This is a genomic window from Burkholderia sp. KCJ3K979 (assembly GCF_016759955.1).
In the GTDB taxonomy this organism is placed as follows: Bacteria; Pseudomonadota; Gammaproteobacteria; order Burkholderiales; family Burkholderiaceae; genus Burkholderia; species Burkholderia orbicola.
In genome coordinates this window covers 20,901-35,317 of the sequence record NZ_JACFYV010000057.1, presented here as the reverse complement: position 1 = coordinate 35,317, position 14,417 = coordinate 20,901, and the positions used below count along the sequence as shown (strand labels likewise).

At 69.4% G+C, this 14,417-nt stretch carries 13 protein-coding genes and 1 pseudogene; 8 read left to right on the top strand and 6 right to left on the bottom strand.

What is annotated here, in order from left to right; genetic code table 11:
- Positions 1-48: 48 nt before the first annotated feature.
- Both H3O04_RS15210 and H3O04_RS15205 read right to left on the bottom strand, forming a co-directional pair.
- A complete protein-coding gene (locus H3O04_RS15210; protein ID WP_202587975.1) occupies positions 49-840 on the bottom strand; it encodes a uracil permease in 792 nt (263 codons plus the stop codon).
- Between the two features lie 100 nt (positions 841-940).
- Positions 941-1,900, bottom strand: coding sequence for a LysR family transcriptional regulator (locus H3O04_RS15205; protein ID WP_006479246.1), 960 nt, complete (start codon positions 1,898-1,900; stop codon positions 941-943).
- Positions 1,901-2,057: 157 nt separating this feature from the next.
- Here H3O04_RS15205 and H3O04_RS15200 point away from each other — a divergent pair, with 157 nt between their 5' ends.
- From H3O04_RS15200 to mmsB, 3 genes are all read left to right on the top strand, one after another.
- Positions 2,058-3,377: an MFS transporter gene (locus H3O04_RS15200; RefSeq protein ID WP_006479247.1), complete on the top strand. Its 1,320-nt coding sequence runs from the start codon at positions 2,058-2,060 to the stop codon at positions 3,375-3,377.
- Between the two features lie 111 nt (positions 3,378-3,488).
- Positions 3,489-5,015, top strand: coding sequence for a CoA-acylating methylmalonate-semialdehyde dehydrogenase (locus H3O04_RS15195; protein WP_034174846.1), 1,527 nt, complete (start codon positions 3,489-3,491; stop codon positions 5,013-5,015).
- A gap of 14 nt (positions 5,016-5,029) precedes the next feature.
- On the top strand, positions 5,030-5,920 hold the full coding sequence (mmsB, locus tag H3O04_RS15190) for a 3-hydroxyisobutyrate dehydrogenase (RefSeq protein WP_006479249.1): 891 nt from the start codon (positions 5,030-5,032) through the stop codon (positions 5,918-5,920).
- A gap of 114 nt (positions 5,921-6,034) precedes the next feature.
- Here the strand turns inward: mmsB and H3O04_RS15185 are convergent, their stop codons facing one another.
- Entirely contained in the window at positions 6,035-6,367 is a 333-nt protein-coding gene (locus tag H3O04_RS15185) for a hypothetical protein (protein ID WP_034174847.1), read from the bottom strand.
- A 224-nt stretch (positions 6,368-6,591) separates the two neighbouring features.
- Positions 6,592-8,179, bottom strand: a pseudogene (locus tag H3O04_RS15180) (c-type cytochrome); the annotation flags it as partial.
- Between the two features lie 12 nt (positions 8,180-8,191).
- Between H3O04_RS15180 and H3O04_RS36785 the strand changes: the two are divergent.
- On the top strand, positions 8,192-8,857 hold the full coding sequence (locus H3O04_RS36785) for a hypothetical protein (RefSeq protein ID WP_442862828.1): 666 nt from the start codon (positions 8,192-8,194) through the stop codon (positions 8,855-8,857).
- Here H3O04_RS36785 and H3O04_RS15175 read toward each other — a convergent pair.
- Both H3O04_RS15175 and H3O04_RS15170 read right to left on the bottom strand, forming a co-directional pair.
- Positions 8,802-9,305: a (2Fe-2S)-binding protein gene (locus H3O04_RS15175; protein ID WP_124591551.1), complete on the bottom strand. Its 504-nt coding sequence runs from the start codon at positions 9,303-9,305 to the stop codon at positions 8,802-8,804. The genes H3O04_RS36785 and H3O04_RS15175 overlap by 56 nt on opposite strands.
- 185 nt (positions 9,306-9,490) lie before the next feature.
- On the bottom strand, positions 9,491-10,648 hold the full coding sequence (locus tag H3O04_RS15170; RefSeq protein WP_202587974.1) for an FAD-dependent monooxygenase: 1,158 nt from the start codon (positions 10,646-10,648) through the stop codon (positions 9,491-9,493).
- Between the two features lie 298 nt (positions 10,649-10,946).
- Between H3O04_RS15170 and H3O04_RS15165 the strand changes: the two genes are divergently transcribed.
- The 4 genes from H3O04_RS15165 to H3O04_RS15150 are packed head-to-tail and all read left to right on the top strand — an operon-like array spanning position 10,947 to position 14,309.
- A complete protein-coding gene (locus H3O04_RS15165) occupies positions 10,947-11,699 on the top strand; it encodes a maleate cis-trans isomerase family protein (protein ID WP_006483547.1) in 753 nt (250 codons plus the stop codon).
- Positions 11,700-11,726: 27 nt separating this feature from the next.
- Positions 11,727-12,557, top strand: a complete 831-nt coding sequence (locus H3O04_RS15160) for an alpha/beta fold hydrolase (protein WP_124478255.1) — start codon at positions 11,727-11,729, stop codon at positions 12,555-12,557.
- Positions 12,558-12,601: 44 nt separating this feature from the next.
- Positions 12,602-13,642 carry a 2,5-dihydroxypyridine 5,6-dioxygenase gene (locus H3O04_RS15155; protein WP_027808050.1) on the top strand — a complete coding sequence of 347 codons (1,041 nt, stop codon included), beginning with the start codon at positions 12,602-12,604 and terminating at the stop codon, positions 13,640-13,642.
- 19 nt (positions 13,643-13,661) lie between these two features.
- Positions 13,662-14,309: an isochorismatase family protein gene (locus H3O04_RS15150; RefSeq protein WP_006479257.1), complete on the top strand. Its 648-nt coding sequence runs from the start codon at positions 13,662-13,664 to the stop codon at positions 14,307-14,309.
- The last annotated feature ends 108 nt before the right edge of the window (positions 14,310-14,417 follow it).

Here is a 14,417-nt window from a genome sequence, read left to right as displayed (position 1 = left end):
GCGGCGCGGCCGGCCCCCGCGCCGCGATCGCGAGGCGGGGCGCCGCCGTTACTTCACGACCGCCCGCCATGCGGTTCGCGCGTAGACGAGCAGCAACGGCAGCAGCGCCAGCGCGAACAGCAGGCAGAGTGCCAGCACCCACACGGGCCACTGTTCCGGATTGCCGCGCGCCCAGTAGCGATACGGCACGCTCAGGAAGGCGATTTCCATCAGCAGCGCGCTGAGCGGCACGAGCCCGTTCAGCACCACCGCCATGCCGAAGCGGGCCGCGCCGTCGATCTTCTTCCCGGCGCCATACGCCGCGATCAGGTAGACGAAATACCCGATGATCGCGACCATCACCGTGCCGCCGGCCAGCAGCCCGATACTGCGCACGCTGCGCTCGTGCCACTGATGGGCGCCCTGCGGCAACACGACATCGACCTTCTCGCCGATGTCGGGCACGGCGCCCGAGCGAATGTTGCCCGGTAGCGTGATACGTTCGCCATCCGGCATCACGGCTTCCAGGATCGACGTGTACTTGATGCACCGGTACGACGAGGTTCGTCCCGAGCTGTCGCGGCGCTCGCAGGTGTCCCACTCGGACTGGTAGGACACGACGGTCGCTTCGTATGTCGGCGACACCGCCAGTGCGTAGAGCTCGTCGCCGATCCAGTACGCGAACGGGAACGACAGCGACACCAGGCAAAAACACACGAGCCACCAGAACGCGACCGCGCCGCCGGCCCCGCGCTTGCTGCCCGTCTGGCGGCGCACCATGCGCGACGCGAGCCAGTAAGCGACCACGCCGAATACCACCACGCACACCACGAAAACCTTGCCCGCATGCGTCAAAGCCATCTGCCCTCTCCCCGCTGGCCGGTCGAATCGCCGCCGGCCGTGTTGTGATCCAGATCGATCGTCGCGTCGCCGTCGCGCGTCGCGCGTCGCCCGTCGACCGCTATGCCGGCTCGCCGACGAAGCGCAGCGTAGCCGATTCCCCCGACAGCAACGCGCGATTCGCGTCCGCCGCCGCGCGCAGGTAATCCCACAGCGCGGTCACGCGCCGCAGCTTGCGCAGATCCTCGCGGCACGTCAGCCAGAAACACCGCGTGACGACCACGTCGTCCGGCAGCACGGGCACCAGCGCCGGCTGCGTGGCCGCCATGAAGCACGGCAGGATCGCCAGGCCGCCGCCCTGCAGCGCCGCGAAAACCTGCGCGATCACGCTGGTCGTGCGCAAGCCCGCCGTCGCGCCGGGCACCGCGCGGTCCAGGTACAGCAGTTCGTTGCTGAACGCGAGATCGTCGACGTAGCTGATGAACGCATGCCGCGCGAGATCGTCGGTGCACGTGATCGGCGCGTGGTTCGCCAGATAGTCGTGCGTCGCATAGAGCCGCAACTGGTAGTCGCACAGCTTCGTGACCACGTAAGGCCCGCGCTCGGGCCGTTCGAGCGTGATCGCGAGATCGGCCTCGCGCTTGGGCAAGTTGACGAAATGCGGCACCGGCAGCAGGTCGACCGTCACGTGCGGATGCGCGGCGCGGAACCGCGCGAGCTGCGGCGCGAGGAAAAAGCAGCCGAACCCTTCGGTCGACCCGATCCGCACGTGGCCCGACAGCGCCTCGCCGGTGTTCGCGACCTGGTCGCACGCGGATTGCACGGTCGTCTCCATCGCGTCCGCATACGCGACGAGCCGCTGCCCTTCCGCCGTCAGCGTGAAGCCGCCCGAGCGCGACTTGTCGAACAGCAGCGTGCCCATCGCGGCCTCGAGCGCGCGGATGCGCCGCGCGACGGTCGTGTAGTCGACCCCGAGCCGCTTCGCGGCGCCGCTCGCGCGCTGCGTGCGCGCGACCTCGAGGAAAAAGCGCAGATCGTCCCAGTTCAGGTTGCCGGAAACCGGCTCGGTGGCATGTCGCATCGGCGAGGGAAAAAGGCGGGCGTCTCCGGGCCGGCCGTCGATGTGCATAAATGCACATCCAACCGGTTTCTTTATCGGTACATCATGAATCTGCGCATAACTATACTCGACCGTGACCTGCGGACCATGAGCCGCGGGCAATGAAACCGGAGACACCATGCAGACCCGATCCACCCTCGATGAGCATGCGACCATCGCGACGCCGGCGCCCGAGCGCACCGCGAAGCACTACCTGCTGGCCGGCTGGGCCAGCATGGCCGGCACCACGATCGAGTGGTACGACTTCTTCCTGTACGGCACGGCCGCCGCGCTCGTGTTCAACCGTATCTTCTTCCCGTCGCTGGACCCGGTCGTCGGCACGCTCGCCGCGTTCGGCACGTTCGCGGTCGGCTTCATCGGGCGGCCGATGGGCGGCATCGTGTTCGGCCACTTCGGCGACCGCATCGGCCGCAAGTCGATGCTGATGATCACGCTGCTGCTGATGGGCGTGCCGAGCATGATCATCGGGCTGATCCCGTCGTACGACAGCATCGGCTACTGGGCCGCCGCGCTCCTGATCGCGATGCGCTTCCTGCAGGGCATGGCGGTGGGCGGCGAATGGGGCGGCGCGGTGCTGATGGCCGTCGAGCACGCGCCGAAGGGCCGCAAGGGGCTGTTCGGCAGCCTGCCGCAGACGGGTGTCGGGCTCGGCCTGATCCTGTCGTCGGTGGCGATGGCCGCGGTGGCCGCGCTGCCGGAAGCCGACATGCTGTCGTGGGGCTGGCGCGTGCCGTTCCTCGCGAGCATCGCGCTCGTCGGCCTCGGCTGGTTCATCCGCGCGAAGGTGCCGGAATCGCCCGACTTCGAGAAGATGCAGCGCCAGGGCAAGGCCGAGAAATCGCCGGTGACGGCCGCGCTGCGCCGCCATCCGCGCGAGGTGCTGACGATCGTCGGCGCACGCGCCGCCGAGAACACCTGGTTCTACATGGTCGTCACGTTCGCGCTCGCTTACGCGACGCAGCAGCTGCATCTGCCGAAGGCCGAGATGCTGCACGCGATCACGGCCGGCGCGGCGCTGTCGCTCGTCACGATGCCGCTGTGCGGGCATCTGAGCGACCGCATCGGCCAGCGCCGGATGTTCGCGATCGGCCTCGTGCTGATGTGCGCGTTCGCCGCGCCGTTCTTCATGATGCTCGGCACGCAGCAGACGTCGACTGCATGGTGGGCGATCGTGCTCGGCCTCGGCGTCGTGTTCCCGATCCTCTATGCGCCGGAATCGCTGCTGTTCGCGCAGCAGTTCCCGGCGGAAATCCGCTACAGCGGCATCTCGCTGTCGGTGCAGCTGGCCGGCGTGATCGGCGGCGGCTTCGCGCCGATGATCGCGACGTCGCTGCTCAAGGCCGGCGGCGGCCAGCCGCACTACGTGATCGCGTACCTCGTCGGCTTCGGCGTGTTCGCGCTCGTGTGTACCGCATTGATGCGCCCGGCGCGCGCCTGAGCACGCCGGCCGGCATTCGATCTTCAGTTCGTCCTGTCGCCCGCCGCGCCTGCACGCGTGGCGGACGCAGGCCCCCTTTCGTCATCGCACATCGTTTCCCCGGAGAGTTCCATGAACGCCGCAGTTCCCCAGACCACCCTCGCCCTGCCCACCGCCAAGCTGCTGATCGACGGCGCGTTCGTCGAATCGCACAGCACCGAGTGGGGCGACATCGTCAACCCCGCGACGCAGGAAGTGATCGGCCGCGTGCCGTACGCGACGCTCGACGAGGTCGATGCCGCGATCGCGGCCGCGCAGCGCGCGTTCCAGACCTGGAAGACGACGCCGATCGGCGCGCGGCTGCGCATCATGCTGAAGTTCCAGGATCTCGTGCGCCGCAATCTCGAACGGATCGCGCACACGCTGACGGCCGAGCAAGGCAAGACGCTGCCCGACGCGCAGGGCGACATCTTCCGCGGCCTCGAAGTGGTCGAGCACGCGTGCTCGGTCGGCACGCTGCAGCAAGGCGAATTCGCGGAGAACGTCGCGGGCGGCGTCGATACCTACACGCTGCGCCAGCCGATCGGCGTCTGCGCGGGCATCACGCCGTTCAACTTCCCCGGGATGATTCCGCTGTGGATGTTCCCGATGGCGATCGTCTGCGGCAACACGTTCGTGCTGAAGCCGTCCGAGCAGGACCCGCTGTCGACGATGCAGCTCGTCGAGCTCGCGCTCGAGGCCGGCGTGCCGCCAGGCGTGCTGAACGTCGTGCACGGCGGCAAGACGGTGGTCGACCGCCTGTGCACGCACCCGGACATCAAGGCGATCTCGTTCGTCGGCTCGACGCGCGTCGGCACGCACGTGTACAACCTCGGCAGCCAGCACGGCAAGCGCGTGCAGTCGATGATGGGCGCGAAGAACCACGCGGTCGTGCTGCCCGATGCGCACCGCGAGCAGTCGATCAACGCGCTGGTCGGCGCGGGCTTCGGCGCGGCCGGCCAGCGCTGCATGGCGACCTCCGTCGTCGTGCTGGTCGGCAAGGCGCGCGACTGGCTGCCCGATCTCGTCGACAAGGCGAAGGCCCTGAAGGTCAACGCGGGCGCCGAAGCCGGCACCGACGTCGGCCCGGTCGTGTCGAAGGCGGCGAAGGCACGCATCCTGTCGCTGATCGACGCCGGCGTGAAGGAAGGCGCGACGCTGCTGCTCGACGGCCGCGACGTGAAGGTGCCCGGCTACGAGCAGGGGAATTTCGTCGGCCCGACGATCTTCTCGGGCGTGACGACCGACATGTCGATCTACACGGAAGAAATCTTCGGACCGGTGGTGGTCGTGATGGAAGCCGACACGCTCGACGACGCGATCGCGCTCGTCAACCGCAACCCGATGGGCAACGGCGTGGGCCTCTTCACGCAGAGCGGCGCGGCCGCGCGCAAGTTCCAGAGCGAGATCGACGTCGGCCAGGTCGGCATCAACATCCCGATTCCGGTGCCGGTGCCCTACTTCAGCTTCACCGGCTCGCGCGGCTCGAAGCTCGGCGATCTCGGCCCGTACGGCAAGCAGGTCGTGCAGTTCTACACGCAGACCAAGACGGTCACCGCGCGCTGGTTCGACGACGACGCGACGGCCGGCGGCGTGAACACGACGATCGCGCTGCGCTGAGGAGGAGCTTCGCCATGGAAATCGCCTTCATCGGACTCGGCAACATGGGCGGCCCGATGGCCGCCAACCTGCTCAAGGCCGGCCACGCGCTGACGGTGTTCGACCTCGACGCGCATGCGGTCGACGCCGCGGTGCGCGCCGGCGCGGCGGCGGCGACGTCGCCGCGTGACGCCGCCGCGCGCGGCTCGTTGATCATCACGATGCTGCCGGCCGCGCAGCACGTGCGCGCCGTCTACCTCGGCGACGACGGCGTGCTGGCCGGCGCACGCGCCGGCGCGACGCTGATCGACTGCAGCACGATCGATCCGGGCACCGTGCGCGCGGTGGCCGACGCGGCCGCGCAGCGCGACTTCCCGCTCGCCGACGCGCCCGTGTCGGGCGGCACCGGCGGCGCGCAGGCCGGCACGCTGACGTTCATGGTCGGCGCCGATGGCGCGCTGTTCGAGCGCATCCGCCCGGTACTGCTCGACATGGGCAGGAACGTCGTGCACTGCGGCGGCACCGGCACCGGGCAGATCGCGAAGATCTGCAACAACCTGCTGCTCGGCATCTCGATGATGGGCGTATCGGAAGCGATGGCGCTCGGCGCCGCGCTCGGCATCGATCCAACCGTGCTGGCCGGCATCATCAACACGTCGACCGGCCGCTGCTGGAGTTCGGACGCGTACAACCCGTATCCGGGCGTGAGCGACACCGCGCCGGCCGCGCGCGGCTATGCAGGCGGCTTCGCGGCGAACCTGATGCTGAAGGATCTCGGGCTCGCGACCGAAGCCGCACGCAGCGCGCATCAGCCGGTCTGGATGGGCGCGCTCGCGCAGCAGCTGTATCAGTCGATGAGCCAGCAGGGGCTCGGCACGCTCGACTTCTCCGCGTGCGTGAAGCTGTACGAGGCGCAGCCGGCCTGATGCGCCCGGCCGACGCGGACGTGCGTCGACCCGCGATGGGCTGGAACGGCATCGCGGGTCGGTTTGCAGGCGGGGGAAGAAAAACGCGGGCGGCGTCGTCATGCCGCCGCTCGGTCAACCGCGCGGGTTCGACGCCGTCTCGAAGGTCGGATGGCACTCGAACGCGAGTTCGGAGCGTGCGTCGACGCGGCGGCCGCCGGTCAGCGATTCCTGCTTCACGCTGGCGCGCATCCCGCGCTGCGTGCAGTAGTTGGTGGCTTCGTTGACGGCCTTCTCGTGGGCGTCGGCCCACGTCGTCGACACGCCGACCGTGCGCGTCGTCACGGTGTACACGTTCGGGTTCGACGTCGCGGTCACGTCGGAAGCAGTCGAACACGCGGCGAGCAAGCATGCAGCAGCCGCAATGGTCAACCATCGCAGGGTTCGAAAAAAGACTGGAATGGACATGGAGGGCAGGCGCACGCCGGTCGACGTGCATTGAGCAACATTGGCGACAGTATGCCTGCTCGATCGCCGGAGATCATGCCCCTTTCGGTGAACACATTGTTTCGAATGGTTAAACGATGGCCGAATCCGGCAAGAATTACAGCCGTCGCCGGCCATCGTTTTCGTTCGTCAGGTCATTTCGCCCGGCATGCCCGCCGGCGCGGCCGCTCACGCCGGCACGACGGTCAATGTGCACCCGCCTGACGGATTCGCGCGGATGCTTCCGCGAGGTTGCGCCACGCCGGCTGCCCCGGTGCGTACCGCGCGCGGATGTAGGCGGCAAGCTCGGCCATCTGCCGATCGTCGAAGGCATCGCCGAAGCCCGGCATGTAGCCGAGCCGGTCGGTGGCCGGCTGGTCGATCCCGTGGTGCAGCACGCGCAGCAGATTGTCCGGCGTCGCCTGGCTGACGCTCGTGTTGAGCCCCATCAGCGGCCGCACGCCGAAATGTCCGACGCCGCCCGATTCCGCATGACACACCGCGCACGCCGCGTCGAACGCGCGGCGGCCGTTCTCGAGGCCGAGCGTCGCGAGGGTTTCCGCGCCGCGCGCCTGGCGGTCGGCCGCAGCCGCGGCGACGGCCGCATCGACGGGCGGCGACAGCGACGCCAGATAATGCGCGATCGCCCGCACGTCGGATTCGGGCAGCGCCGCGAGCCCCGCGACGACCGGCGCCATCGGCCCGGCCGCGACGCCGTGCTGTGCCGAGAACCCGGTGCGCAGATAGTCGAACAGCGCGCCTTCGGTCCACGGCACGGGCGAAGCCGGCGACGCGACGAGCGGCGGCGCGACCCAGCCTTCCGCTTCGCCGCCCGACAGATAGGCGAGACCACCCTTCTCCGCACCGAGCGCGTTGCGCGGCGTGTGGCAGGCGCCGCAGTGCCCGGCGCCGTCGACCAGATACTTGCCGCGATTCCACATCGCCGAGCGCGCCGGGTCCGGCGCAAACGGCCGTGCGTCGTGAAACAGCCAGTTCCAGCCGGCCACCAGACGCCGCTGATCGAGCGGAAACGGCAGCTTCGTCTGCGGCGGCACGTGCTTCACCGGCGGCTGCGACATCAGGTACGCATAGAGCGCGAGCAGATCGGGCTCGCTCAGCTTCGCGAATGCGGTGTACGGGAACGCCGGGTACAGGTGCGAGCCGTCGCGCGAGATGCCTTCGCGCATCGCGCGGGCGAACGCCGGATACGACCAGTTGCCGATGCCGGTTTCCGGATCGGGCGTGAGGTTCGTCGTGTAGATCGTGCCGAACGGCGTATCGAGCGCGAGCCCGCCCGCATTGGTCGCGCCGCCGGGCGCCGTGTGGCACACCGCGCAATCGCCGGCGAGCGCGACCAGGCGGCCGCGTTCGAGCGTCGCCACGCTCCACATCGCGCCGTCCGCGCCGCCGGGCGCAACAGGCGCAAGCGGCGCGATCGGCGCGGGGCCCGGCAGGATCGCGCACGCCAGCCCGATCAGCCCGCCGACCACACCGCCCGCGCCGCGCATCGTATCCGGACAGGTCGCCATGCGCGCGATGCGTGGCGGCATCGAAGGCAACCAGCTCGTGTGCGATCGCGTCGGGCCGCGCATCGGCATCGGTCTCGTCGTGCGCCGGCCGCGCCGACAACCGTGCGCCCATCACGCGAGAAATCGCGGCCTCGATCTGCCATGCGGGCAGGCCGGCCAGCGACGCGTCGGCCGGCTCGCCGCTGCCTTGCCCGGCCACGACGCGCCGCACCGCGACATCGCCGGTCGCACGGTCGACCTCGAGATCCACGACCCACGCTGACCAGTGCGGATCGCCGTGACGATCGGCATCGTCGCCGGACGCGGATGCGGATGCGACTGTGCGCGCGTCGCCCCGCTCGCCATCGAAGGCGAAGCCGCGACCGCTGACACGCGACGCCGCGTTCGCCCGCGGCGCAACCGGCACGCCCCAGGCAGCGCGTTCGCTGACCATCCGGATCGTTTCGCGGGGCCCCGCGTCCCGCGCGGCGTCGAGATGCTGCAACCGCAACGCGACCGGGTCGCGCCGCAACGCGCCCGCGAGTTCGTCGACGAAGGATTCGCGGGCAAAGACGTGCGCGTGACCGGGAATCGCGCCATCGGCATCGACCAGCTCGATCGACGTCTGCGCGTGCCGGTAGACGAACGGCGATGCGGCGCTGGAATCGGCGCGTGCCGCGGCTCCGCGAGCATCGTTCGTGGCTGGGCCGACTGCCTGCGCACGGTAGCGCCACGTGGTCATCCTGCCGTCGGGCGCGGTCCGCGTTTCGATATCGAACGAGGCAGGCGTGCGCGCATCGCCGATCGGCCAGGCGTAGCGTGCGCGGTGCGGCGGCGCGGCGGCGGCGGCCGCGTCATCGTGCGGTGCGGGTTCCGCCACACACGCCGGCGCCATCGGCGGACCTGCGTCAGGCTTCATCGCCGCCTCGCAGATAGCGTGCGGCGCGATGCACCGCGCGGATGATCTCCAGATGCGTGCCGCAACGGCACAGGTTGAAGCGCAACGCATCCCGGATCGCCGCATCGTCGGGCGCGGGGTGGCGGTCGAGCAGCGCCTTCGTGCTCATGATCATGCCGTTCAGGCAGTAACCGCATTGCGCGGCCTGCTCGTCGATGAACGCGCGCTGGATCGGATGCGGCGCGTCGCACGACCCGAGCCCTTCCAGCGTCGTGACGTCGCGCCCGTGCGCGGCGGCGGCCGGCACAACGCACGAACGCGTGGCCTGCCCGTCGACGAGCACCGTGCACGCCCCGCACTGCCCGAGCCCGCAGCCGTACTTCGGGCCGTTGAGCGTGCAGTCGTTGCGCAGGACCAGCAACAGCGGCGCGTCGGGCGCGGCGTCGGCGAAGGTGTGCGGCGTGCCGTTCACGCGAAACGCCAGCGGCCGCGACGGAGAAGCGGGATGGGACATGAAGGGATCCGGAATACGACGGGCGGGCCGGCGTCGGCCGTCGGCGGGCACGAGCCGCCGGCTGGCGCCTGCCGGCGCGCCTGACATATAACACGCCGAAATGCGCGTTGCCGCGCATCGATTCCCGCGCCGGCGCAGCGGCTGCAAAACGGACGCAAAGCGCCGGCCGGCGCGGGCGCCGCGCGTCAGGCCACGGCCGCCACACTGCTGCGCAACGGCGCTTCGAGCGGCACGTCGAACACGTCGTAACCGAATACCCACGACGGGTCCTCGTTGGTGCGCAGCCACGTATTGTTGTGCGACACGAGCTGCACCTTCGACGCGCGTGCCGCGCGGTTCGCCTCGTACAGCGCGAACGCGCCCGCGTAATCGCCGACGCCGACTTCGTCGAGACAGCGCGCGAGCATCGCGGCATCCTCGATCGCCATCGCGGCGCCCTGCGCCATGTGCGGCTTCATCGGATGGCACGCGTCGCCGAGCAGCACGAGCCGGCCGCGGCTCCACAACGGCAGCGGATCGCGTTCGAGCAGCGGCCATTTGGTGATCGACGGCGACACGTCGATCAGATGCTGGATGTCAGAGTGGAAACCGGCGAACGCTTCGCGCATCTCGTCGCGGCTGCTGTCGACCATCGACACGCCCTCCGGCCATTCGGCCTGCGGCACGCCCGTCACGTAGTAGTACTCGTCGCGCTTCTCGGTCACGTAGTAGACCATCATGTGGCGATCCTCCGACCACCACTTCACGCACATGTCGTACGGCTTGTTGCCGAGCAGCGCGGCCGGGAACACCGCGCGGTGCGCGACATAACCGGTGTAGCGCGGCGGTTCCGCACCGAGCAGGTGCTCGCGCAGCCGCGAATTCACGCCGTCCGCGCCGATCGCGATATCGGCCGTCTCGATGCTGCCGTCGGTAAATGTGAGGCGCACGTCGCTGCCCGTGTCCTCCACCGCCGCGAGCTTCTTGCCGAAGCGGATCGTGCCGGGCGTCACCGCCTGCGTCATCAGCGCATGGAAATCGCCGCGATGCACGGTCAGGTAGCTCGCGCCGTAGGCCTTGCGCGCGTAGTCGCCGAGCGGAATCCGCGACAGCACGTCGGCCGTGCGCCAGTCGCGGCTGTACCAGAAATCCGGATGCGAACCCATCGTTTCCAGCGCGTCCTCGCAGCCGATGCGCCGCATGATCTTCATCACGTTCGGGCCGAGATGGATGCCCGCGCCGAGACGCGAGAACGCGGGCGCCTGCTCGTACAGCGCGACGTCGTAACCGCCGCGCTGCAGCAGCGCGGCAGCGGCCGTGCCGCCGAGACCGGCGCCGATGATTGCGATACGGGGTTTGCTCATGCGGATCTCCTGATCGTGGGCCCATTGCCGAACGCGGCGCCAGGGCGAGCGGATTGAATGGCGTTTATTTAGCGTACACACTCAATTTATTCAGGACAAGCAGATTATTGACCGATGCCGACGTCTCCGGGAAAGCACCAATAAATCTCCTGAAATCCATACACACCAACAATCCACCCATGGCGGACGTAATTTTGATCCATTGCCATTTTCAAATGTACACACTAGACTTTGCCCAACATCCGGCGATCCCGCGCCAGCGTGCCGCCCCCTCCTTACCGACACGGAGCCTCCCGTCATGAGCAAGACCTACCGCATCGGCCAGATCGTGCCGAGTTCCAACACGACGATGGAGACCGAGATCCCGGCGATGCTGCGGCTGCGCGAAGCGATCCGGCCCGAGCGCTTCACGTATCACTCGAGCCGGATGCGGATGAAGAAGGTCGTCAAGGAAGAACTCGCGGCGATGGATGCCGAATCCGACCGCTGCGCGGTGGAACTGAGCGATGCGCGCGTCGACGTGCTCGGCTACGCGTGCCTCGTCGCGATCATGGCGATGGGTCACGGTTATCACCGCGTGTCGCAGGCGCGCCTCACGAAGCACACGGCCGACAACGGTGCGCAGGCGCCGGTGCTGACGAGCGCGGGCGCGCTCGTCGACGCGCTGAAGGTGATCGGTGCGAAGCGCATCGTCGTCGTCGCGCCGTACATGCTGCCGCTCACCGAGCTGGTGGTCGACTACATCCGCAACGAAGGCTTCGACGTGCTCGCGTACCGCGCGCTGGAGATCCCCGACAACCTCGACGTCGGCCGCCACGATCCGGCGCGCCTGCCCGACATCGTGAAGACGCTGCCGTACCAGGACGCCGATGCGATCGTGCTGTCCGCATGCGTGCAGATGCCGTCGCTGCCGGCCGTCGCGAAGGTCGAGGCGATGACGGGCAAGCCGGTGATCACCGCGGCGATCGCGACCACCTACGCGATGCTGCGCGAACTCGATCTCGAACCGGTCGTGCCGGGCGCCGGCGCACTGCTGTCCGGCGCGTACTGAGCGCCGCCGCTACTTCGGAGCCATCCCATGTCCTCGACTTTCCTGTACGGCGCGAACGTCCGCGCCAACGGCATCCGCCAGCATTATCTGCGCTACGGCGGCGCGACCGGCGCACGCGCGTCGCGCCCGGCGATCGTGCTGATTCCCGGCATCACGAGCCCCGCGATCACGTGGGGCTTCGTCGGCGAAGTATTCGGCGCGGCGTTCGACACCTACGTGCTCGACGTGCGCGGCCGCGGGCTGTCGGACGCGTCGCCGTCGCTCGACTACAGCCTCGATGCGCAGGCGGACGACGTCGCGGCGCTCGTCGCCGCGCTCGATTTGCCGCGCACGAGCCTCGTCGGCCATTCGATGGGCGCGCGCATCGCCGCGCGCGCGGCCCGGCGCGGCATCCGCGGGCTCGCCTCCGTCGTGCTGGTCGATCCGCCCGTGTCGGGCCCGAACCGCCGCGACTATCCGGGCAAGTTGCCGTGGTACATCGACTCGATGGCGCTCGCGCGCGCCGGCACGGACGCCGAAGGCATGCGCGCGTTCTGCCCGACCTGGACCGATGCCGAGCTGCGGTTGCGCGCCGAATGGCTGCATACCTGCGACGAACGCGCGGTGCGCACGTCGTACGAAGGCTTCCATACCGACGATTTCCACGCGGATGCCGCGCACCTGGCGGTGCCGTCGCTGCTGATCACCGCCGAGCGCGGCGACGTGGTGCGCGACGACGACGTCGCCGAGCTGCAGCGCGCGACGCCGACGATGCGGCACGTGCGCGTGCCCGACGCCGGCCACATGATCCCGTGGGACAACGCGGCGGGCTTCTACGCGGCGTTCGGCGACTTCCTCGGCGCGCCGCTCGCGGCCTGAGCGCGGCGCCCGCCCTTTCCTTCACGCCTTTACCGGAGCCGACGATGCCAGTCAGCGATACCCAACTGATCGACGCGTGGAAGCAGGTCCTCACGCTGTCGCGCCTCGAACCGGGCCAGACCGTCACGATCCTGACGAGCGCGGCCACCCATCCGCAGACGCTGTCGTGCGCGCTGATCGCGACGCAATCGCTGGGCGCGATCGTCAACCGGCTCGACCTGCCGCCCGTCAACGGCGACAAGGCGTTCAGCCGCGACCCGCTCGCCTATCTCGGCACGACGCCGCTGACCGGCAACAAGGCCGCGATCGCCGCGCTGCGCGAGAGCGACCTCGTGCTCGACCTGATGACGCTGCTGTTCTCGCCCGAACAGCACGACATCCTGAAGTCCGGCACGAAGATCCTGCTCGCGGTCGAGCCGCCCGAAGTGCTGGTGCGAATGGTGCCGACCCTGGCCGACCGCACGCGCGTGCTCGCCGCGTCGAAGAAAATCGCCGCGGCCCGCGAGATGCGCGTGAGCTCGGCGGCCGGCACCGCGCTCGTGTGCCCGCTCGGCGAATTTCCGCCGACCGCCGAATACGGCTTCGTCGACGCGCCGGGCCGCTGGGACCACTGGCCGAGCGGCTTCGCGCTGACCTATCCGAACGATCGCACCGCGCGCGGCACGATCGTGATCGACCGCGGCGACATCCTGCTGCCGCAGAAGCACTACGTGCGCGAGCCGATCGCGCTGACCGTCGAAGGCGGGTATGCAACGCGCATCGAAGGCGGCGTCGACGCCGACCTGCTGCGCGACTACATGGAAACGTTCGCCGACCCCGAAGGCTATGCGATCTCGCATATCGGCTGGGGGCTGCAGCCGCGCGCGCGCTGGTCGACGCTCGGGCTGTACGACCGCGAGGCGACGATCGGGATGGACGCGCGCGCGTTCGAGGGCAACTTCCTGTTCTCGCTCGGCCCGAACAACGAAGGCGGCGGCAGCCGCACGACCACCTGTCATATCGACATCCCGCTGCGCCGCTGCACGGTCGAGCTCGACGGCGAGACCGTCGTGCGCGAAGGCCGCGTGACCGATCAACCCGCCTGACCGCCGAGCCCCCGACACCATGAACGATCTTTCCCGTCACGCCGAAGCGAGCGTGTATCGCCAGCAGGGTTTCGGCACGCCGCTGCCGCCGCACGGCAACATTGGACTGCTGATCGTCGATTTCGTGGTCGGCTTCGCCGATCCCGCGACGTTCGGCGGCGGCAACATCGCGCCGGCGATCGCGCGCACGACGAAGGCGCTCGCGCTCGCCCGCCAACGCGGCTGGCCGGTCGCGCACAGCCGCATCGTGTATGCGGACGACGGCAGCGACGACAACGTGTTCTCGCTGAAGGTGCCCGGCATGGCGACGCTGACCGAGCATCATCCGAACAGCGCGATCGTGCCCGAGCTCACGCCGGCGCCGGGCGAACTCGTCGTGCGCAAGACCGTGCCGTCCGCGTTCTTCGGCACGCAACTCGCGCCGTGGCTCGCGCAGCGCGCGGTGCAGACGCTGCTCGTCGCGGGCGCCGTGACGAGCGGCTGCGTGCGCGCGAGCGTCGTCGACGCGATGTCGCACGGGTTCCGCCCGCTCGTGCTCGCCGATTGCGTCGGCGATCGCGCGATCGCGCCGCACGACGCGAACCTGTTCGACATGCAGCAGAAATATGCGGCCGTGATGCCGCTCGACGATGCGATCGCGGCGATCGATGCCGTGCAGGCACGCTGAACTGCCGCGTCGCACGGGTGGCTCCGGCGGTTCGGGCGGTTCGGGCGGTTCGGGCGGCGTGAGCGCTGGCTACGCCTGCACCCGCGCGCAATTGACGCTGCGGTTTTG